Source organism: Streptomyces sp. NPDC087845, from assembly GCF_044742755.1.
Lineage (GTDB): Bacteria > Actinomycetota > Actinomycetes > Streptomycetales > Streptomycetaceae > Streptomyces.
The window spans coordinates 48,517-62,341 of sequence record NZ_JBIUVC010000021.1; the positions used below are offsets into that span (position 1 = coordinate 48,517).

A 13,825-nucleotide genomic window follows, 5' to 3' on the forward strand; every position below is an offset into this window, starting at 1 on the left:
CACATTCACCGGTGCGGCCCCCGTTGCCGCCCCGAAGCGAGTATCCCTGGCCTGTCGCGAGGGCAAACCCGCCCCGTGCCAGGATGTCCTGTTCATCCGGGCCCCGGACCGAAATCGTGCGACCCGGCCCCGGCCCCGGCGCAACCCTGGGCACCGCGGCCGGAGTTGGGCATGCCGCGGACGTGCCCGGCGCCGAGGGGGCAGCGCTCAGAAGGCGTTGGTGAATCCCCACAGCATTTCCCGCGGCTGCTCGGCCCGGCCACGCAGATCCGCCACCACCTCGGAGAGCACCGGGTGGTCCAGCGTCCGCAGCGCCTCCAGATCGAGCCCCAGCAGGTCCGGCAGCGCCTCCGGTCCGCCGGACGGCCCGCCGCCCGGCGCGCCCGTGTGTACCGACTCGCTCATCACGCCTCCCCGTAGTACCGCATCGTGTTCCCCGGTGCGTGCTCGCCGTCGAGCACACCCCCGTCGAGCCTGCGTCCCTGCCCGCGGACCGCCGCGGATCCGGCCGGCCCCGGTCGCCTCTGTACCGATGCCCCGCACAACCCGGCCTACGCCTGGTGGGGCATTCCGTTGACCGGTGCCGGCCGGACGCCGGTCGCACGGTGGCAGCACACCCTGCGCCGAGCCCTCTTGGCCGAGCGGGTCAGCGTTCCAGTTCGGCCAGCCGTTCGGCGGTCGACCCGCCCGCCGCGCCGCCGCCGTCCGGCAGTTTGCGCCATTCCCGGCGGGCCGCCCGGTATGCCTCACGGGCCGCCCGGGGGCGTCCCGCCCTCTCATAGGTCATACCCCGCCAGTGGTTGGCTGTAGCACCCAACTCGACCGCCTGATGGATCTGTTGCGGACCTTCCGACTCCGCTTCGGCCGTGCCGGCCGCCTCGGCCGCGCCCCGGAACGCCTCCGCCGCGTCGTCGAGCCGGGCCGGGCGTTGCAGCACCCGGGAGGCGTCGAGGTGGGACAGGCCCAGTTCCAGCCAGCAGCGCGCCTCGGTCAGCGGATCGGCCGCCTCCTGGGCCGCGAGCCCGAAGAGGTGCTCGGCCTCTCGCAGGTCGACCCGGTCCTCGGTCGCGCGGTGCCGCAGCATCAGCGCCCGGCCCAGCATCAGCAGCCGCTCGGCCTGGCGCGCACCCCCCGCCGCCGTCTCCGTGCGGCAGTCGCGCAGCACCCGTACCGCGGCGCCGATGTGCGCCCGTCCGTCGGGCAGTTGGGCGCGGCGCAGCAGGGTGCCGCCCCATTCGGCGAGCAGATCGGCGTGGGCCTGCGAGTCGCGCGGGACGCCCCGCGCGGCGCGGGCGAACCAGTCGGCCGCTGCCACGAGTTCGCCGGGATCCCCGGTGTGTTCGTAGCGGGCGACCCGGACCCGGGCGGCCCGGGTCCGGAGCGAGGCGAGCAGCCGCTGGTCCCGTACGGTCACCAGGGCCTGCTCGATCAGGACGCCCGCCTCGTCCGGCTCCTCACCGGAGCCGAGCAGGGCGTCCACCAGGTCCAGCAGGATGCGCACCTCGGTGCCCACGGTGTGGCGGCCGCCGCCCTGCTCGAAGGCCGTGCGCAAGGAGCGGGCCGCCTGACCGGCGTACACCCGGGACTGTTCGGTGTCGGCGGTGGCCCCGGCCAGTTTCAGCAGGGTGCGGCCGTGTGCCAGCGGCAGGGCGGCCGGGCGGTTCTCCTGGTCGGGCCAGACGTCGGCGAACGCCTCCAGCATGCCGCACGCGGCCTGCAGCAGGGCGGTGTCGCCGTCGAGCCGCCACTGCGCCTCCAGGGCCCGGACCCGCTCCAGGGTGAGCCGGAGGGCCTCGGCCGGTTCCAGACCGGGGTCCGCGCAGGCGGCCGTGTACTCGCGGTCGGCGCGGCGCAGCAGCTCCAGTGCGCCGCGCCGGTCGCCGCGGCGGCGGCGGTCGTCGGCCGCGGCGTGCAACACCTTGGCCAGTACGGCGCGTTCGCGCACCGCCCCCGGGTGCGCGGCGGCCCGTTCGGCGGCGTACTCGGCCTCGCGGAGCAGTTCGGCGTCGCCCTGGACCTCCCACAGGCGCAGGACGCAGCGCGAGTACTCCGCCCACAGCTCGGGGTCGGCGCCCGGCCGCTCCTCGCGTTCGGTGGCGCCCCGCAGCAGCTGCACGGCGTCCATCAGGTACTGCACCATGCCGTCCGATTCGAAGTGCCGCAGCAGTACGCGGGCGCTCTCCACCGCCGCGTTCGGGGTCTGGACGGGGCTTTGGCGGCCGTCCCCGTCGCTCTGGACGACGAACTGCTCGGGCAGGGGCATGAACCGCTCCAGTACGCGGACCGCGACCTCGGCGAAGGGATGGGGGACGTGCGAACCGCCGCTTGCGCCGCCCTCCCCGTTCTCGTCGCCCTCTTCGACGCCCTCGTCGGGTGCGCCGCTCTCCATGGTGTCCGTGGTGCGGGTCGCCCGCGACGGCCCGTACCGGCCCTCACCGAGCTGGGCGAAGGCCAGGGCCGGGAAGTTCGGCCCGCCCTTCCCGAACCGCTGCTCGATGTACTGCGAGCAGTGTTTGAGCACGAGCAGCGCCTCGTCCCGGCCCAGCGGGCCGAGCAGCGCCTCCCGTACCCCGGGTGCGAACTCGTACCACTGGCCGCCTTCTTCGCCGCCGTCCGCGCCCTTGGTCCGCGACAGCAGTCCGCTCAGCAGCACCTCGGCGAGTTCGGACGGTCCCGAGCCGGGCAGCATCGTGCGCTGCACCAGCTGCATCACCGGGAGATACAGCGGGGCCGCCGCCAGGTAGACGGCCAGCTGCCCGGCGGCCGGGGAGGCCGCGGAACGGAACCGGCTGACCAGCTGGAGCGAGGACAGCCCGTCGCCGGGCCGCTGCGCGGCCGCCGCGGGCTGATCGGCCCGCACCCAGCCGACGGCTCCGGAGATCTGTCCCGCGCCGGTGCCGGACAGCAGTCTCGCCCAGCCCGCCAACGCGCCTTCCACCGGCGGGAGTACGGGAATCGCGAGGGCCCCCGGATGCACGGCGTGGCCCGTTCCGGCGTGCTCCGTGACCTTCAGTACGGCGGCTCCGCCGGGCCCCTCGCCACGCGTCAGCGCACCGTAGGTGACCGGCAGCCTGGTCCGGTTCCACATCCGCTGCGGCAGGGGCTGGAGGACGGCGGTCGGGGCCTGCCCGGCCAGCTGGTGCAGCAGCCGGTGGGCCCGGCCGCTGTGCCAGAGCGGGCCGGCGCAGTCGCTGACCAGGACGGTGACGCGACGACCGGTCGGATCGCTCAGCCGGTCCGCGGAGTTCAGCGGCGCGGCGGCCGGATCGGGGCTGCGGCTCACCGCGGCCGCGCCGTCCGGCCCCTGGTGCAGATAGCGCACCTGGACATCCCGGAAGGCACCCAACTGACTGAAGATCTCCTGGAGTTCACCGAACATCCGGTCCCACACCAGCATCGATGACGAGGCGTCCATGACGCACTGCAGCAGCGCCTCGCCCCGGGACGCGCCCCGGAACACCGGCATGATGATGCCGCCGGCCCGTGCGCTGAGCTCGGCGGTCGCCGTCTCGTCCAGGGTGCGGCGCAGCGGCGGTACGGCGGGGCGGTAGCGCTGCAACGGGCGCAGCGCCCGCTGGAGTTCGAGCGGCGCGGGGAGGGCGGGGGCGGCGGGTACGCCCAGGGTGAGCGCTCTTGTCCGGCCGCCCCGGGCGGCGCCCCGCCCGCGCCCGGCCGGTCCGTCCGGGCGCGGGGCGCCGGGTGGCGCGGTACGGGGTACGGGGTAGAGGGCCACCCGCCGGTCGGCGTCCCCGAGATCCTGCTGTCCGGCCGGCCCGTCGCCGTCCGCTGCGGGGCCCGGGGCCACCTCGCGCCCGGCCGCCGCAGTGGCCCGGTGCCCACCCGGCCGGTCCTCCCGGGCCGGGGCCGCGGCCGGCGGCACGGCGCCGTCGTCCGGCGCGTCGGGGTCGCGGGTCCAGCGGGCCAGCCAGAGGGCGTCGCAGATCTGTTCGACGTCGGGGTCGAGCCCCGCCTCGCGCAACCGGGCGACGAACGCGGGAAGCAGGCCCCCGTCGTACGGGGCGCCGCCCGTCGCCGGTGCGTCGCGCGACTCCCCGGCCCCGCCCGTCGTCACCAATGCATCGCGCAACTCCGCGGCCCCGTCGGGGGCGTTGTGGTCGCGCAACTCCGCGGCCCCGCCCGTCGTCACCGGTGCATCGCGCAACTCCGCCACCCCGTGCGGTGCGTTGTGGTCGCGCGGCTCCGCGCCGCCGCCCGCACCGCCGTCGGGGCCGCCTTCCTCGTCCGGTCCGTGCCGCGGCATGCCCCTGGCCATCAGCGCATCACCTCGGCCGGTCGAGTCGCTGGATGAGCAGATCGGCGAGGCGGTCGCGGCCGGCCGGGGCGGCGGCGTCGGTGAGATAGATCGCATTCAACAGCTGGTCGGTGGCGAGGAGTTCGCTGCGGGAGCGCTCCAGGAAGTGGGCGATGAGATCGTCCCCGGAACGCGCCGCCTCGTCGCCGAGGTGGGCGCGTACGAAGGTCGCGAGCCGCTGGTGGTCGGGGCGTCCGAGCTCCAGATGGATGCACCGGCGCATCAGGGGGGCCGGGAAGTCCCGCTCGCCGTTGCTGGTGAGCACCACGAAGGGGAACGCCCGGCACTGCACCCGGCCGCCCGTCACCTTCACCTTGTTGCCGTCGTCGTCGAGGACCTCCGCCTCGCCGTCGGGCAGCCGGTCGGCGATCCGCTCCAGCTCCGGAATGCCGAACTCGCCCTCCTCCAGCACATTGAGCAGGTCGTTCGGCAGGTCGATGTCGCTCTTGTCGAGCTCGTCGATGAGCAGGACGCGCGGCCGGTCCGAGGGCAGCAGCGCGGTGCCGAGCGGCCCGAGCCGGATGTAGCTGCCGACACTCTCCGCGGAATCGGCGCCGGTCGTTCCGGCCGCCGCGCTGTGCGCGGCGATCTGCACGTCCTGGAGCCGGGCGATCGCGTCGTAGTGGTAGAGGCCGTCCTGGAGCGCCGAGCGGCTGACGATGGGCCAGCGCAGGACCCGGCCGAGACCGAGCTCGTGGGCGACGGAATGGGCCAGCGTGCTCTTGCCCGCGCCCGGGCTGCCGGTGACCAGCAGCGGACGCCGCAGATAGAGCGCGGCATTGATCATTTCGAGCTCTTCGGCGCCCGGCCGATGGAGTTCGGCGATGTACCGGTAGCCGCCGAGCCGGCGGTCGGCGGATCCGTCCCCGCCCGGATCGTCGGGGGCCGGGGCGCCGCGGCCCGCGAAGTCCCGCCAGGGCGGCGGGGGCGGCAACTGCTCGATGCCTCCGTGCGGTTCGCCGGCCCCTCGGTAGATGAGCCACTCGCTGGGTTCACTCATAGCGTGGTCCTCGTCGTCACTCGTCCGCCAGGGGCAGCAGTCGAACGTGCATCACGGTAGCGATCCGTCGGACACCCCGTAAGGGGCCTGCGACCCCGCTCGTTCACGGCGCCTCCAGGAACTGGCCGGAGCCGGGCAGCGGATGATGGGGATCTTCGTACAGCAGGGCGACACCGTCCGACCAGTACGTCTCGGTGCGGCTCGCGCGTACCCCCTGCCTCAACTCATGTACCTTTCGCGGGAGTTGATCGGCGGTGCGGGCCTCGGCGACGGTATCGGCGGCGCGCCGGTGGAATTCCGTGCAGACCGCGGCCGGTTCGGCGGTCCGGCGCCGCCACAGGGCCACCCCGAAGCCGGCGTCGAGCACCCGCCCGAGACCGGCCGCGGCCTCCGGGTCGGCCCGGTCGCCGTAGCGGCAGAGCACCGGGACGGTCTCGTACGGCAGTCCGCGCAGCTCCTCCACCACGGGCACGGGTACCCGCATTCCGTCCTCGCAGTCGACGACGGCGGACCGCATCGCGGCGGACACGGTCCGGTTCCAGCGCGCCTCGCGCTCGTCCGTCCCGTCGTCGGCCGGGAACGGACGGTGGTCCAGCCGGCGGACGACGACGGGGCGCAGCACCCCGAGCGGCCGCCCGTCGGGCGGCACCTGCCATTCGTCGACCGCCAGGTCCATGAGGGTCCGGTCCACGGCGACCTGGAGCACGGCGGGGCTGCCGGGTTCGTCGCACCGCCGGAACGCCTCCGCCAGCGGTCCCGCGAGCCGGGCGGGGAGGGCGTCCGGCGCGGTGCCCCGGCTGTCCTCGGCGACGGGCAGGACGTCGCCGGCGTGCTGGGCGACGCCGATCCGCCAGTCGTAGCGGTCCGGTTCCCAGCCGCGCGGCTCCAGTTGCAGCAGGACGAACGGGACGGTGCGGGCCCTGGCGGGTTCGAGCGTCGGCGCCGGGGTGCGCAGGTGTTCGCGGCCGGGGGCGTGCCGGCCGTTGTGCCGGAGCCCGGCGAGCTCATGGCGGAATTTGCGGGAGAGCCGGTCCTCCGCCATCCGCTTCACCCAGTCCCACAGGGACGCCTCGGCGTACCGGGTGGACGGCAGGACGTAGGGGCGTTCGGCGGACAGGGCGCTCATGCAGTAGCGCAGGATCAGCTCCAGTGCGCCGTCGCCGCCGGGGGCGTCGTACAGCGTCCCCAGTCCGTCGCGCCAGCCGCGCGGGGCGGCGTGGTGCTCGGTCGGATGGGTGTCCGGCAGCCGGTCCAGGAGGTCGAGGAGACTGCGGGTGCTGAGCGGGGGCGGGAGTTCGGCGAGCCGGCCGAGCAGGTCGACGCGTTGCTGGGGGCTGAGGGCGAGCCCCGCTCCGGCGCCCAGTTCGCGCTGGAGATCGGCCCAGGTCCGCTCGGTGCCGACGGAACTGGTGTGCCGGTCGGCGTGGTAGCGGTCGTGGGCGTGGAACACCGCCTGGTAGGGGTCGTCGGTCTCGGCGGCGACCGCCGCGGGCGGCACGGGCAGCGTACGCAGCCGCTCGACGCCGATCGAGGTCCCGCCGGTCGTGCCGTCGGCACGCGACTTGAGTACGCCGACGACCTCGCCGCGGGCCAGGTCCACCACGGGGCCGCCGGACAGGCCCGGGTACATCCGGTCGCCGTCGAGCCGCATCTGCTCGTCGTCCTCGGCCCAGTCGCCGAAGGTGCCCATCACCTGGCAGCGCCCGCTGAACCGGGTCAGCTGCCCCGATCCGCCGTCGGTCCAGCCGGTGTAGAGGACCGAACCGCCGCCGAACATGCCGGCCGGGCGCTCGGTGACGTACACGCAGGGGTGCTCGACCGGCCGCAGCAGCCGGATGAGCGCGAGGTCGGGGGCGGGCCAGCCGCCCGACGGCGTCGGAACCCGTGCGCCGCCCGGCCCGGCCGCTCCGGTCCGGCTCTCGGGCAGGGCGGCCACCACAGTGCCCTCGACCGCGGTCTCGGCGCTGCCGGGGTCCGGCTTGAAGACCACGTTCACGTGACGCCCCTCCCCCTCCATCGCCACGTGCGCGCACGTGAGGACCCAGCTCGGGGCGATGAAGAAGCCGCTCCCCAGGAAGCCGCTGTCGGATCCGTCAGGGGCATACCCGGGCTCCGGACGGTGGATGCGTACGGTCGCCGCCATCACGAGGCCCGCCAGCGCACGGTACGTGCTCTCCGAGCCGCCCCCTGCACCCCTGCCCGGCGGCTGGGTCATGACCCGCTTCCGGCGTCGGGCCCGGCTCCGTCCGGATGCACCGGTGCGCCGGTGGATGCCCCGGGGTCCGGGCCCCCGGGGGACGTGGCGGCGTCCGGGGAGGCCGCGGGCGCGCCGTCCGGGGGCGCAGCAGACGCCGTCGGCGGCGCCGTCGGCACGGGCGGGGGCGCGGGCGGCGCGGCGGGCGGGGGCGGCACGGGGTGCGGCGGCGCCTGCCCCGCCCCGCGCGCCCCGCTCTGCGCCGGGATCGCCGGATCGACGGGCGGACCCCCGCCGTTCCACGTCAGGGTGACCTTGATGCCGCCCTTGGCCTCGCCGTCGGCGAGGAGGCCGACGACCTTGCCCGCCTTCGCGGTGAGCTCGATGCCGAATTCGACGCTGGCCTCGTCGGGCCGCACCGCTCGCAGCGGTTCGGCGAGCGAGCGCGCGACGCTGGTCACGACGGCCCGCAGGCTCTCGACCCGGGCCTGCACCTGATCGGCGAAGTCCCCGTACCCGATGTCCGTGAACGCCGGACCCCGGGCGGGCTTCGCCAGCTCCTCCGCCCCCGTGATCCGTGCCCAGACGGGTGTGCCGTCCGGCATCTCGATGCGCGTGATACGGGCTCCGCTGTCGCCCATGAAACCCCCCGTTCCCCCAACTACCCGCAGGTTAACGGCAGTACGCGGCCGACGCGAGGTACATGGCCCATGACACCGGCACTCCGCGGGCCGGTTCCCGGCGGATGCGCGCGGCCGCCGCGGACCGCGTTCCGCAACGCTCTCCCGGCCGCCGCGGGGCTGTCACCAGGCATTAGGCTTGCCGCATGTACTTCACCGACCGCGGTATCGAGGAGCTGGAGAAGCGGCGAGGCGAGGAAGAGGTCACTTTCGAGTGGCTCGCCGAGCAGCTGCGTACGTTCGTCGATCTCAATCCCGACTTCGAGGTGCCGGTCGAGCGCCTCGCCACCTGGCTGGCCCGCCTCGACGACGAGGACGAGGACGAGTAGGAGGACGAGCAGGCGGACGAGCAGGCGGGCAGGGGGTCAGTCCGGCCGGTCGGACCGGCCCGACGCCCCCCGCCCTTCGGTCCTGAACCTGTCGTACGCGAGGCCGAGCGCCCCGTGCGCCACCAGCAGCGCCCCCGCGAAGGCCCAGCCACCTCTGCGGCGCCCGATTCCCCAGAGGGCGAGCGGCAGTCCGGCCGCCACCTGCGCGCCGCCCAGCACCCGGGCCCTGGGGCCGCGCATCCAGGGTCCGAGACGGCTGTTCTCGGCCGCGTCGAGCTCGGCCGTCACCGCCTCGCGCCAGCCGGTCCAGGCGATCTGTTCCGCTTCGGGCCGTTCGCCGGCCGCCGCGTAGAGCCGGTCGCCGGGCGTCTCCGGGTCCAGGCCGGGCGGGAGGGCCAGTCCGATGCGGGTGAGGACCGCGAGCAGCCCGCGCAGCCGGACGCGGGCATCGGCATCCGGGTCCGGGCGGATCAGCCCTTCGAGCGCCTGGACGTCCAGTACCGGGTCGAGGCCCAGCCGCTCGGCGAACGTACTCATCGCCTCGTCCTCACCGACCGGTGTGCCGTCCGCCAGCCACACGTAGCCGACCGGGCGGCGGAAACCCGACGCGAGCGTGTGACCGGCCCGGTCGCCGTCCCACCACAGGGCCAGGACGGGCCAGGTCGAGCCCACCGCGAGCGCGGTGGCCCAGCCGGCCACGACCCGGTCGACCGGGTCCGCGTCCGCACCCCCGGAGCCGCCGTCCCGCCAGGGCCTCCCCTCGGGCACGAGGACGGACCACCCCTCTCCGGCGGGCACGAGCAGCATCCGCTCGCGCAGCAGATGGGCCACCGGCCGCACGGTCTCGGGTTCGGCCCGGCACAACAGCAGGGCCCCGACGGGGGATGTCGCGTTCATGCCCCACACGCTAGGGCAATGCGCCCATATCCGGCGCCATTTGACGCCCCTTGATCGACCGACTCCGTCACGGCATCCCTTGACTTCCCGGATCCGCGATATATCGTGTTCTGCAAGAGACGCGATATGTTGCGTCATTCCGCGCTCCTTGGAGGTCAGATCCATGCCTGTGTCGACATGGGCCGTCGCCGAGCCCCAGAAGCTGACCTTCGACGACCCTGTGACCTCGCTCAATGTGCGCATCGTCGGGGGCGCGGTCAACGTCGTCGGCACCGACGAGCCGACCGCCCGGCTGGAGATCTCCGCGATCGAGGGCCCGCCGCTGATCGTGACCCAGGAGGGCGGCACCCTCACGGTCGCGTACGAGGGCCTGCCCTGGAACGGCTTCCTCGAATGGTTCGACCGCAAGGGCTGGCACCGCAGCGCGGTCGTCTCGCTCGCCGTGCCCGCCGGGTCGGCGGTGGAGGTCGGCGTGGTCGGCGCCGGGGCCGTCGTGTCCGGAATCCGGGGGCGCACGGACGTACGGGGCGTCAGCGGCGACTCCACGCTCGTCGGGCTCGCCGGTCCGGTCCGGGCCGAGACGGTCTCCGGCAGCGTGGAGGCCCAGGCGGTCACCGGCGAGCTGCGCTTCCAGACGGTGTCGGGCGACCTGACGGTCGTCGAGGGCGCCGGCGCCTCGGTACGGGCGAACTCCGTCAGCGGCAACATGGTGCTGGACCTGGACCCGAGCGGGAAGCCCACGGACATCCAGCTGAACACGGTGTCCGGCGAGGTCGCCATCCGCCTGCCCCACCCGTCGGACGCGACGGTCGAGGCGAACACCGCGAGCGGCTCCGTCTCCAACGGCTTCGAGGATCTGCGGGTCAGCGGCCAGTGGGGGGCGAAGAAGATCACCGGCATGCTCGGCGCCGGGACCGGGAAGCTGAGGGCGACGACCATCTCGGGATCGATCGCCCTGCTGCGCCGCCCATCGGCCGAGGACGATCCGTACGATGCCGAGCCGACCGGAAAGGTGCTCTGAACATGTCCCCCGTATTCGCCCACGGCCGCCTCCGCCTCTATCTGCTGAAACTGCTCGACGAGGCCCCTCGCCACGGCTACGAGGTGATCCGGCTCCTGGAGGAGCGCTTCCAGGGGCTGTACGCGCCCTCGGCGGGCACGGTCTATCCCCGGCTGGCCAAACTGGAGGCCGAGGGCCTCGTCACCCATGCCACCGAGGGTGGCCGCAAGGTCTACTCGATCACCGAAGCGGGCCGCGCCGAACTGGCCGGCCGCACCGGCGAACTGGCCGATCTGGAACAGGAGATCAAGGACTCCGTCTCCGAACTCGCCGCCGAGATCCGGGACGACGTGCGCGGCGCCGCCGGCAAGCTGCGCAGCGAGATGCGGGCCGCGGCGCACGAGACCAGGCACGGCTCCGCCGGCTCCGGGACCGGCTCCGGCTCCGGCTCTGGCTCTGGCTCTGGCTCCGGCACTGGTCGCAGGAGCGACTGGGAGTCCGCCTTCGGCGATTTCGGTGACTTCGCGGACAAGGAGGCGTGGCGCGCCGCGAAGGAGGAGCTGCGCAAGGCCAAGCAGGAGTGGAAGGAGCAGGCCCGCCGGGCGAAGGACGAGTCCCGCCGCGCCCGCGAGGACGCCCAGCAGGCCCGTCGTCAGGCCAAGGAGGCCCAGGACAGGGCGCGCGAGCAGATGCAGAACGCCGCCCGCCAGGTCCAGGAGCACTTCGCCCGGGGCGACTGGCCCTCGGGGGTGCGGGAGGGACTGGCCGAGATCACCAACCAGCTGGGCAGCTTCGCCAGGACGGGCGGCCGGCCTCCGTACATCAAGCCCGAACCCGCCGGCGCCGATCCGGAATGGGGCAAGGACACCGCCACCGGCGACCCGGCCCGCGACCTGGACCGCCTGCTCGACCGCTTCCGCGACGACATCCGCGACGCCGCCCGGGACCGGGGCGTCACGGAGGATCAGTTGGCGGAGGCCCGCCGCCATCTGTCGACGGCGGCGGCCCACATCGGGGCGCTGCTGGGGAAGGACGACGGCGGGGAGAAGTGAGCCGGTGTCCGGCCCGCCCGGACACCGGCACGGGATTCCCGCTCCCGGCCCTCGGCTCCCGGCTCCCGGCTCTCAGCTCTCAGCTCTCAGCTGCCGGACGGGGCGGCATCGTCCCCGTTCCCGTACAGCGCGCGGTTCACCGTCTCGTACGTCGCGCCGTGGGCGGCGAGTACGTCGGCGACCACGCCGGGGCGGGCGGTGAGCGCCAGCAGGAGGTGCTCATCGCCGATGAAGCGGTCCCCGCGCCCCACCGCGATCCGCAGCGTCTTCGCCAGGACGTCCTTCGACCCGCGGGCGAACGGGCGACGCCCCGCCCCGCGCCGTCGGCCCCTGTCCAGCGCGCCCTCCCCGTGGGCCTCCTCGACGCGGGCGACGATCTCGGTGACGTCGATGCCGATGTCGGCGAGTGCCTCCGTATCGGCCCGGGTCAGCCCGCCGCGGCGGCGTGCGGTGACCAGATCGGCCTCGATCGCCGCGCGGCGGCCGGCGAGGCCCAGCGAGGTGATGGCGAAGGAGGCCCGGCCGCCGCGCCGGTCCAGCAGGGAGAGCAGCAGATGCTCCTCGGTGACCGATGCGGCATCGGCCCGTTCGGCGTGGGTCACGGCACCGGTCACTGTCGCCCGGGCACTCTTGGTGAATCGTTCGAACATCAACGCCTCCCGTACTTCTTGTGCACGGCCTGTCGGCTGACGCCCAGCTCGGCCGCGATCTCCTGCCACGACCAGCCCTTCGCACGGGCGCTTGCGACTTGTACGGATTCGAGTTGCTCCAGCAGCCGTCGCAGTGCGGCGACCGCCCGCAACCCCACCCGGGGATCGCGGTCGCCGGCGCGCGCGGCGAGCTCCGTTGCTTCGGTCATGATGTCAACTTACGTTGACATGACCCTCGCGTCAACCATGATTGACACAAGGGCACAAGGGCACAAGGGCACAAGGCTCTGCGGCGACCGTCTCAGCCTCGCGCCGCCCACGTCACCGTGACCGTGACACGCGCACCCTCGCGGGCCCGGACACGCACCTCTCCCCCGTCCCTGTGGACTTCGGCGTGACCGTCCACCGAGACCCGCCACTCCCCCGTCGTCGGCGGCAGGGAGACCTCCGTGGTGCCGCGGCGGCCCGCCGTGTAGGAGAGCCGGTAGACGCCGGTGGCGTCGTCGTACGTGTCGAAGTGGACGGTTCCGGCGACGGCGGGCGCGTACGGCGTGGCGGTCCGTTCCTTGTTGGTCGCGAAGGCGCCTTCCTTGTCCAGTGCGCAGTAGCCGCCGCCGTAGCACCACACCCAGCCGGCCCAGCCCGAGGTGTAGCGGCTCAGGGAGGCCATCGCGTCCTGGTAGAAACGGCCCATCTGGGGAAGTGTGTTGTTCAGTGGGCCCCACTCGCCGACGACGACCGGAATGTGCCGCTGCTCCGGGTACGTAGTGACGGCGGCCTCGTACGACTCGATCCAGCCCGCCGACGGGTCGTAGTCGGCGCCCGCCTCCATCGCGGTGTTGTAGAAGTGCGGTGCGTAGACGGTCCGGTGGTCCTTGATCACGCCCAGCCCGGTGGGGACTCCCTCGCCGACGGCGGGGGTGGGTTCGACGAACAGCCAGGTGGAGCGGTCCACCGAACGAATTGCGCGGGCCAGCCTGTTGTACATCGGGGTGAGCTGGCGGGCCTCGATGCGCCGGGCAGCCGTCGGCAGGTCCTCCCCCTCCTGGAGCTCCCCCATCGGCTCGTTGATCAGGTCGTAGCCGAGGACGGCGGGGTGGTGCGCGTAGCGGTCGGCGACGACCTGCCACATCTGCGCCTGGGCGCGCTGGAGATCGGGGTCCTCGTAGAGATGGGTGAAGGCGCGTTGCACGGCGGGCTCGAAGTACTCGGAGAACCAGTCGTCGGGGTGCGGGGTGAAGGGCAGACCGTCGGTACGGGTCGCCCAGGCCGGGATGCCCCGGCTGCCGAACGCCGGGCCGAAGACGTCCTGGTGGGCATCGAGCACCACCCGGATGTCGTACTTCCGCGCCCAGTCCAGGACCCGGTCGATCTTGCGCAGATACGCGGTGCTGTACTGGCCCCGGCGTGGCTCCAGGTCGTCCCAGAAGATGAGCAGCCGGGCGAAGTCGAAGCCCTTCGCGTGCAGATCGCGGAAGTGTTTCTCGGTGATGGCGGTCAGCGCTTGGTCACCTCTGTTCGCCTTGTCCGCGACGCTCCATCCGCGCAGGGTGAGGGTGCGGCCCTCGTCGTCGGTGAGGCGGGGGATGCCGGTCCGGTCCGGTGGTGCGGGCTGTGCGTCGGCGGCGGGGGCGAGGGCCCCCGCCGCGAGCACGGCCGAAGTGACGATTGAGGTGAGTACGCTGCCCATCCGTGTCCGCGTTCGCATGGC

Annotated in this window: 12 protein-coding genes; 3 read left to right on the forward strand and 9 right to left on the reverse strand. The window is 73.9% G+C overall.

Annotation, left to right across the window (positions count from 1 at the left end):
- Positions 1-207 precede the first annotated feature (207 nt).
- The 5 genes from fxsA to ACIOMQ_RS35530 all read right to left on the reverse strand — a co-directional run bounded on the left by fxsA (position 208) and on the right by ACIOMQ_RS35530 (position 8,147).
- The gene (fxsA, locus tag ACIOMQ_RS35510) at positions 208-405 is read right to left on the reverse strand and encodes an FxSxx-COOH cyclophane-containing RiPP peptide (RefSeq protein ID WP_362200838.1); all 198 of its coding nucleotides are present in this window, start codon (positions 403-405) and stop codon (positions 208-210) included.
- A gap of 241 nt (positions 406-646) precedes the next feature.
- Positions 647-4,273 carry an SAV_2336 N-terminal domain-related protein gene (locus ACIOMQ_RS35515; protein ID WP_402191895.1) on the reverse strand — a complete coding sequence of 1,209 codons (3,627 nt, stop codon included), beginning with the start codon at positions 4,271-4,273 and terminating at the stop codon, positions 647-649.
- 7 nt (positions 4,274-4,280) lie between these two features.
- Complete coding sequence (locus ACIOMQ_RS35520) at positions 4,281-5,312, reverse strand: MoxR family ATPase (protein ID WP_362200832.1); 1,032 nt, start codon at positions 5,310-5,312, stop codon at positions 4,281-4,283.
- 103 nt (positions 5,313-5,415) lie between these two features.
- Entirely contained in the window at positions 5,416-7,527 is a 2,112-nt protein-coding gene (locus ACIOMQ_RS35525) for a trypsin-like peptidase domain-containing protein (protein WP_402191897.1), read from the reverse strand.
- On the reverse strand, positions 7,524-8,147 hold the full coding sequence (locus ACIOMQ_RS35530) for a CU044_2847 family protein (protein WP_402191899.1): 624 nt from the start codon (positions 8,145-8,147) through the stop codon (positions 7,524-7,526). Before ACIOMQ_RS35530 ends, ACIOMQ_RS35525 begins: the two co-directional genes overlap by 4 nt.
- A gap of 185 nt (positions 8,148-8,332) precedes the next feature.
- Here ACIOMQ_RS35530 and ACIOMQ_RS35535 point away from each other — a divergent pair, with 185 nt between their 5' ends.
- The gene (locus ACIOMQ_RS35535) at positions 8,333-8,515 is read left to right on the forward strand and encodes a DUF6104 family protein (protein ID WP_003961784.1); all 183 of its coding nucleotides are present in this window, start codon (positions 8,333-8,335) and stop codon (positions 8,513-8,515) included.
- Positions 8,516-8,551: 36 nt separating this feature from the next.
- On the opposite strand, the gene ACIOMQ_RS35540 is transcribed toward ACIOMQ_RS35535, so the two are convergent.
- A complete protein-coding gene (locus ACIOMQ_RS35540) occupies positions 8,552-9,412 on the reverse strand; it encodes a hypothetical protein (RefSeq protein WP_362200823.1) in 861 nt (286 codons plus the stop codon).
- Between the two features lie 163 nt (positions 9,413-9,575).
- Between ACIOMQ_RS35540 and ACIOMQ_RS35545 the strand changes: the two genes are divergently transcribed.
- Positions 9,576-10,433 carry a DUF4097 family beta strand repeat-containing protein gene (locus tag ACIOMQ_RS35545; protein ID WP_402191902.1) on the forward strand — a complete coding sequence of 286 codons (858 nt, stop codon included), beginning with the start codon at positions 9,576-9,578 and terminating at the stop codon, positions 10,431-10,433.
- A 2-nt stretch (positions 10,434-10,435) separates the two neighbouring features.
- Positions 10,436-11,464 (forward strand): helix-turn-helix transcriptional regulator, encoded by a 1,029-nt coding sequence (locus ACIOMQ_RS35550; protein ID WP_402191904.1) that lies wholly within the window; start codon positions 10,436-10,438, stop codon positions 11,462-11,464.
- 86 nt (positions 11,465-11,550) lie between these two features.
- On the opposite strand, the gene ACIOMQ_RS35555 is transcribed toward ACIOMQ_RS35550, so the two are convergent.
- From ACIOMQ_RS35555 to ACIOMQ_RS35565, 3 genes are all read right to left on the reverse strand, one after another.
- Positions 11,551-12,114, reverse strand: a complete 564-nt coding sequence (locus ACIOMQ_RS35555; protein WP_401753928.1) for a Clp protease N-terminal domain-containing protein — start codon at positions 12,112-12,114, stop codon at positions 11,551-11,553.
- A complete protein-coding gene (locus ACIOMQ_RS35560; RefSeq protein WP_402191907.1) occupies positions 12,114-12,323 on the reverse strand; it encodes a helix-turn-helix domain-containing protein in 210 nt (69 codons plus the stop codon). Before ACIOMQ_RS35560 ends, ACIOMQ_RS35555 begins: the two co-directional genes overlap by 1 nt.
- A gap of 92 nt (positions 12,324-12,415) precedes the next feature.
- The gene (locus ACIOMQ_RS35565; protein WP_402191909.1) at positions 12,416-13,822 is read right to left on the reverse strand and encodes a cellulase family glycosylhydrolase; all 1,407 of its coding nucleotides are present in this window, start codon (positions 13,820-13,822) and stop codon (positions 12,416-12,418) included.
- Between the last annotated feature and the right edge of the window lie 3 nt (positions 13,823-13,825).

Coding starts and splice junctions, on each gene's coding strand:
- ACIOMQ_RS35550 (WP_402191904.1), top strand. CDS start 10,436: ATGTCCCCCGTATTCGCCCACGGCCGCCTCCGCCTCTATCTGCTGAAA.
- ACIOMQ_RS35565 (WP_402191909.1), bottom strand. CDS start 13,822: ATGCGAACGCGGACACGGATGGGCAGCGTACTCACCTCAATCGTCACT.
- ACIOMQ_RS35560 (WP_402191907.1), bottom strand. CDS start 12,323: ATGACCGAAGCAACGGAGCTCGCCGCGCGCGCCGGCGACCGCGATCCC.
- ACIOMQ_RS35520 (WP_362200832.1), bottom strand. CDS start 5,312: ATGAGTGAACCCAGCGAGTGGCTCATCTACCGAGGGGCCGGCGAACCG.
- ACIOMQ_RS35555 (WP_401753928.1), bottom strand. CDS start 12,114: ATGTTCGAACGATTCACCAAGAGTGCCCGGGCGACAGTGACCGGTGCC.
- ACIOMQ_RS35535 (WP_003961784.1), top strand. CDS start 8,333: ATGTACTTCACCGACCGCGGTATCGAGGAGCTGGAGAAGCGGCGAGGC.
- fxsA (WP_362200838.1), bottom strand. CDS start 405: ATGAGCGAGTCGGTACACACGGGCGCGCCGGGCGGCGGGCCGTCCGGC.
- ACIOMQ_RS35530 (WP_402191899.1), bottom strand. CDS start 8,147: ATGGGCGACAGCGGAGCCCGTATCACGCGCATCGAGATGCCGGACGGC.
- ACIOMQ_RS35545 (WP_402191902.1), top strand. CDS start 9,576: ATGCCTGTGTCGACATGGGCCGTCGCCGAGCCCCAGAAGCTGACCTTC.
- ACIOMQ_RS35540 (WP_362200823.1), bottom strand. CDS start 9,412: ATGAACGCGACATCCCCCGTCGGGGCCCTGCTGTTGTGCCGGGCCGAA.
- ACIOMQ_RS35525 (WP_402191897.1), bottom strand. CDS start 7,527: ATGACCCAGCCGCCGGGCAGGGGTGCAGGGGGCGGCTCGGAGAGCACG.
- ACIOMQ_RS35515 (WP_402191895.1), bottom strand. CDS start 4,273: ATGGCCAGGGGCATGCCGCGGCACGGACCGGACGAGGAAGGCGGCCCC.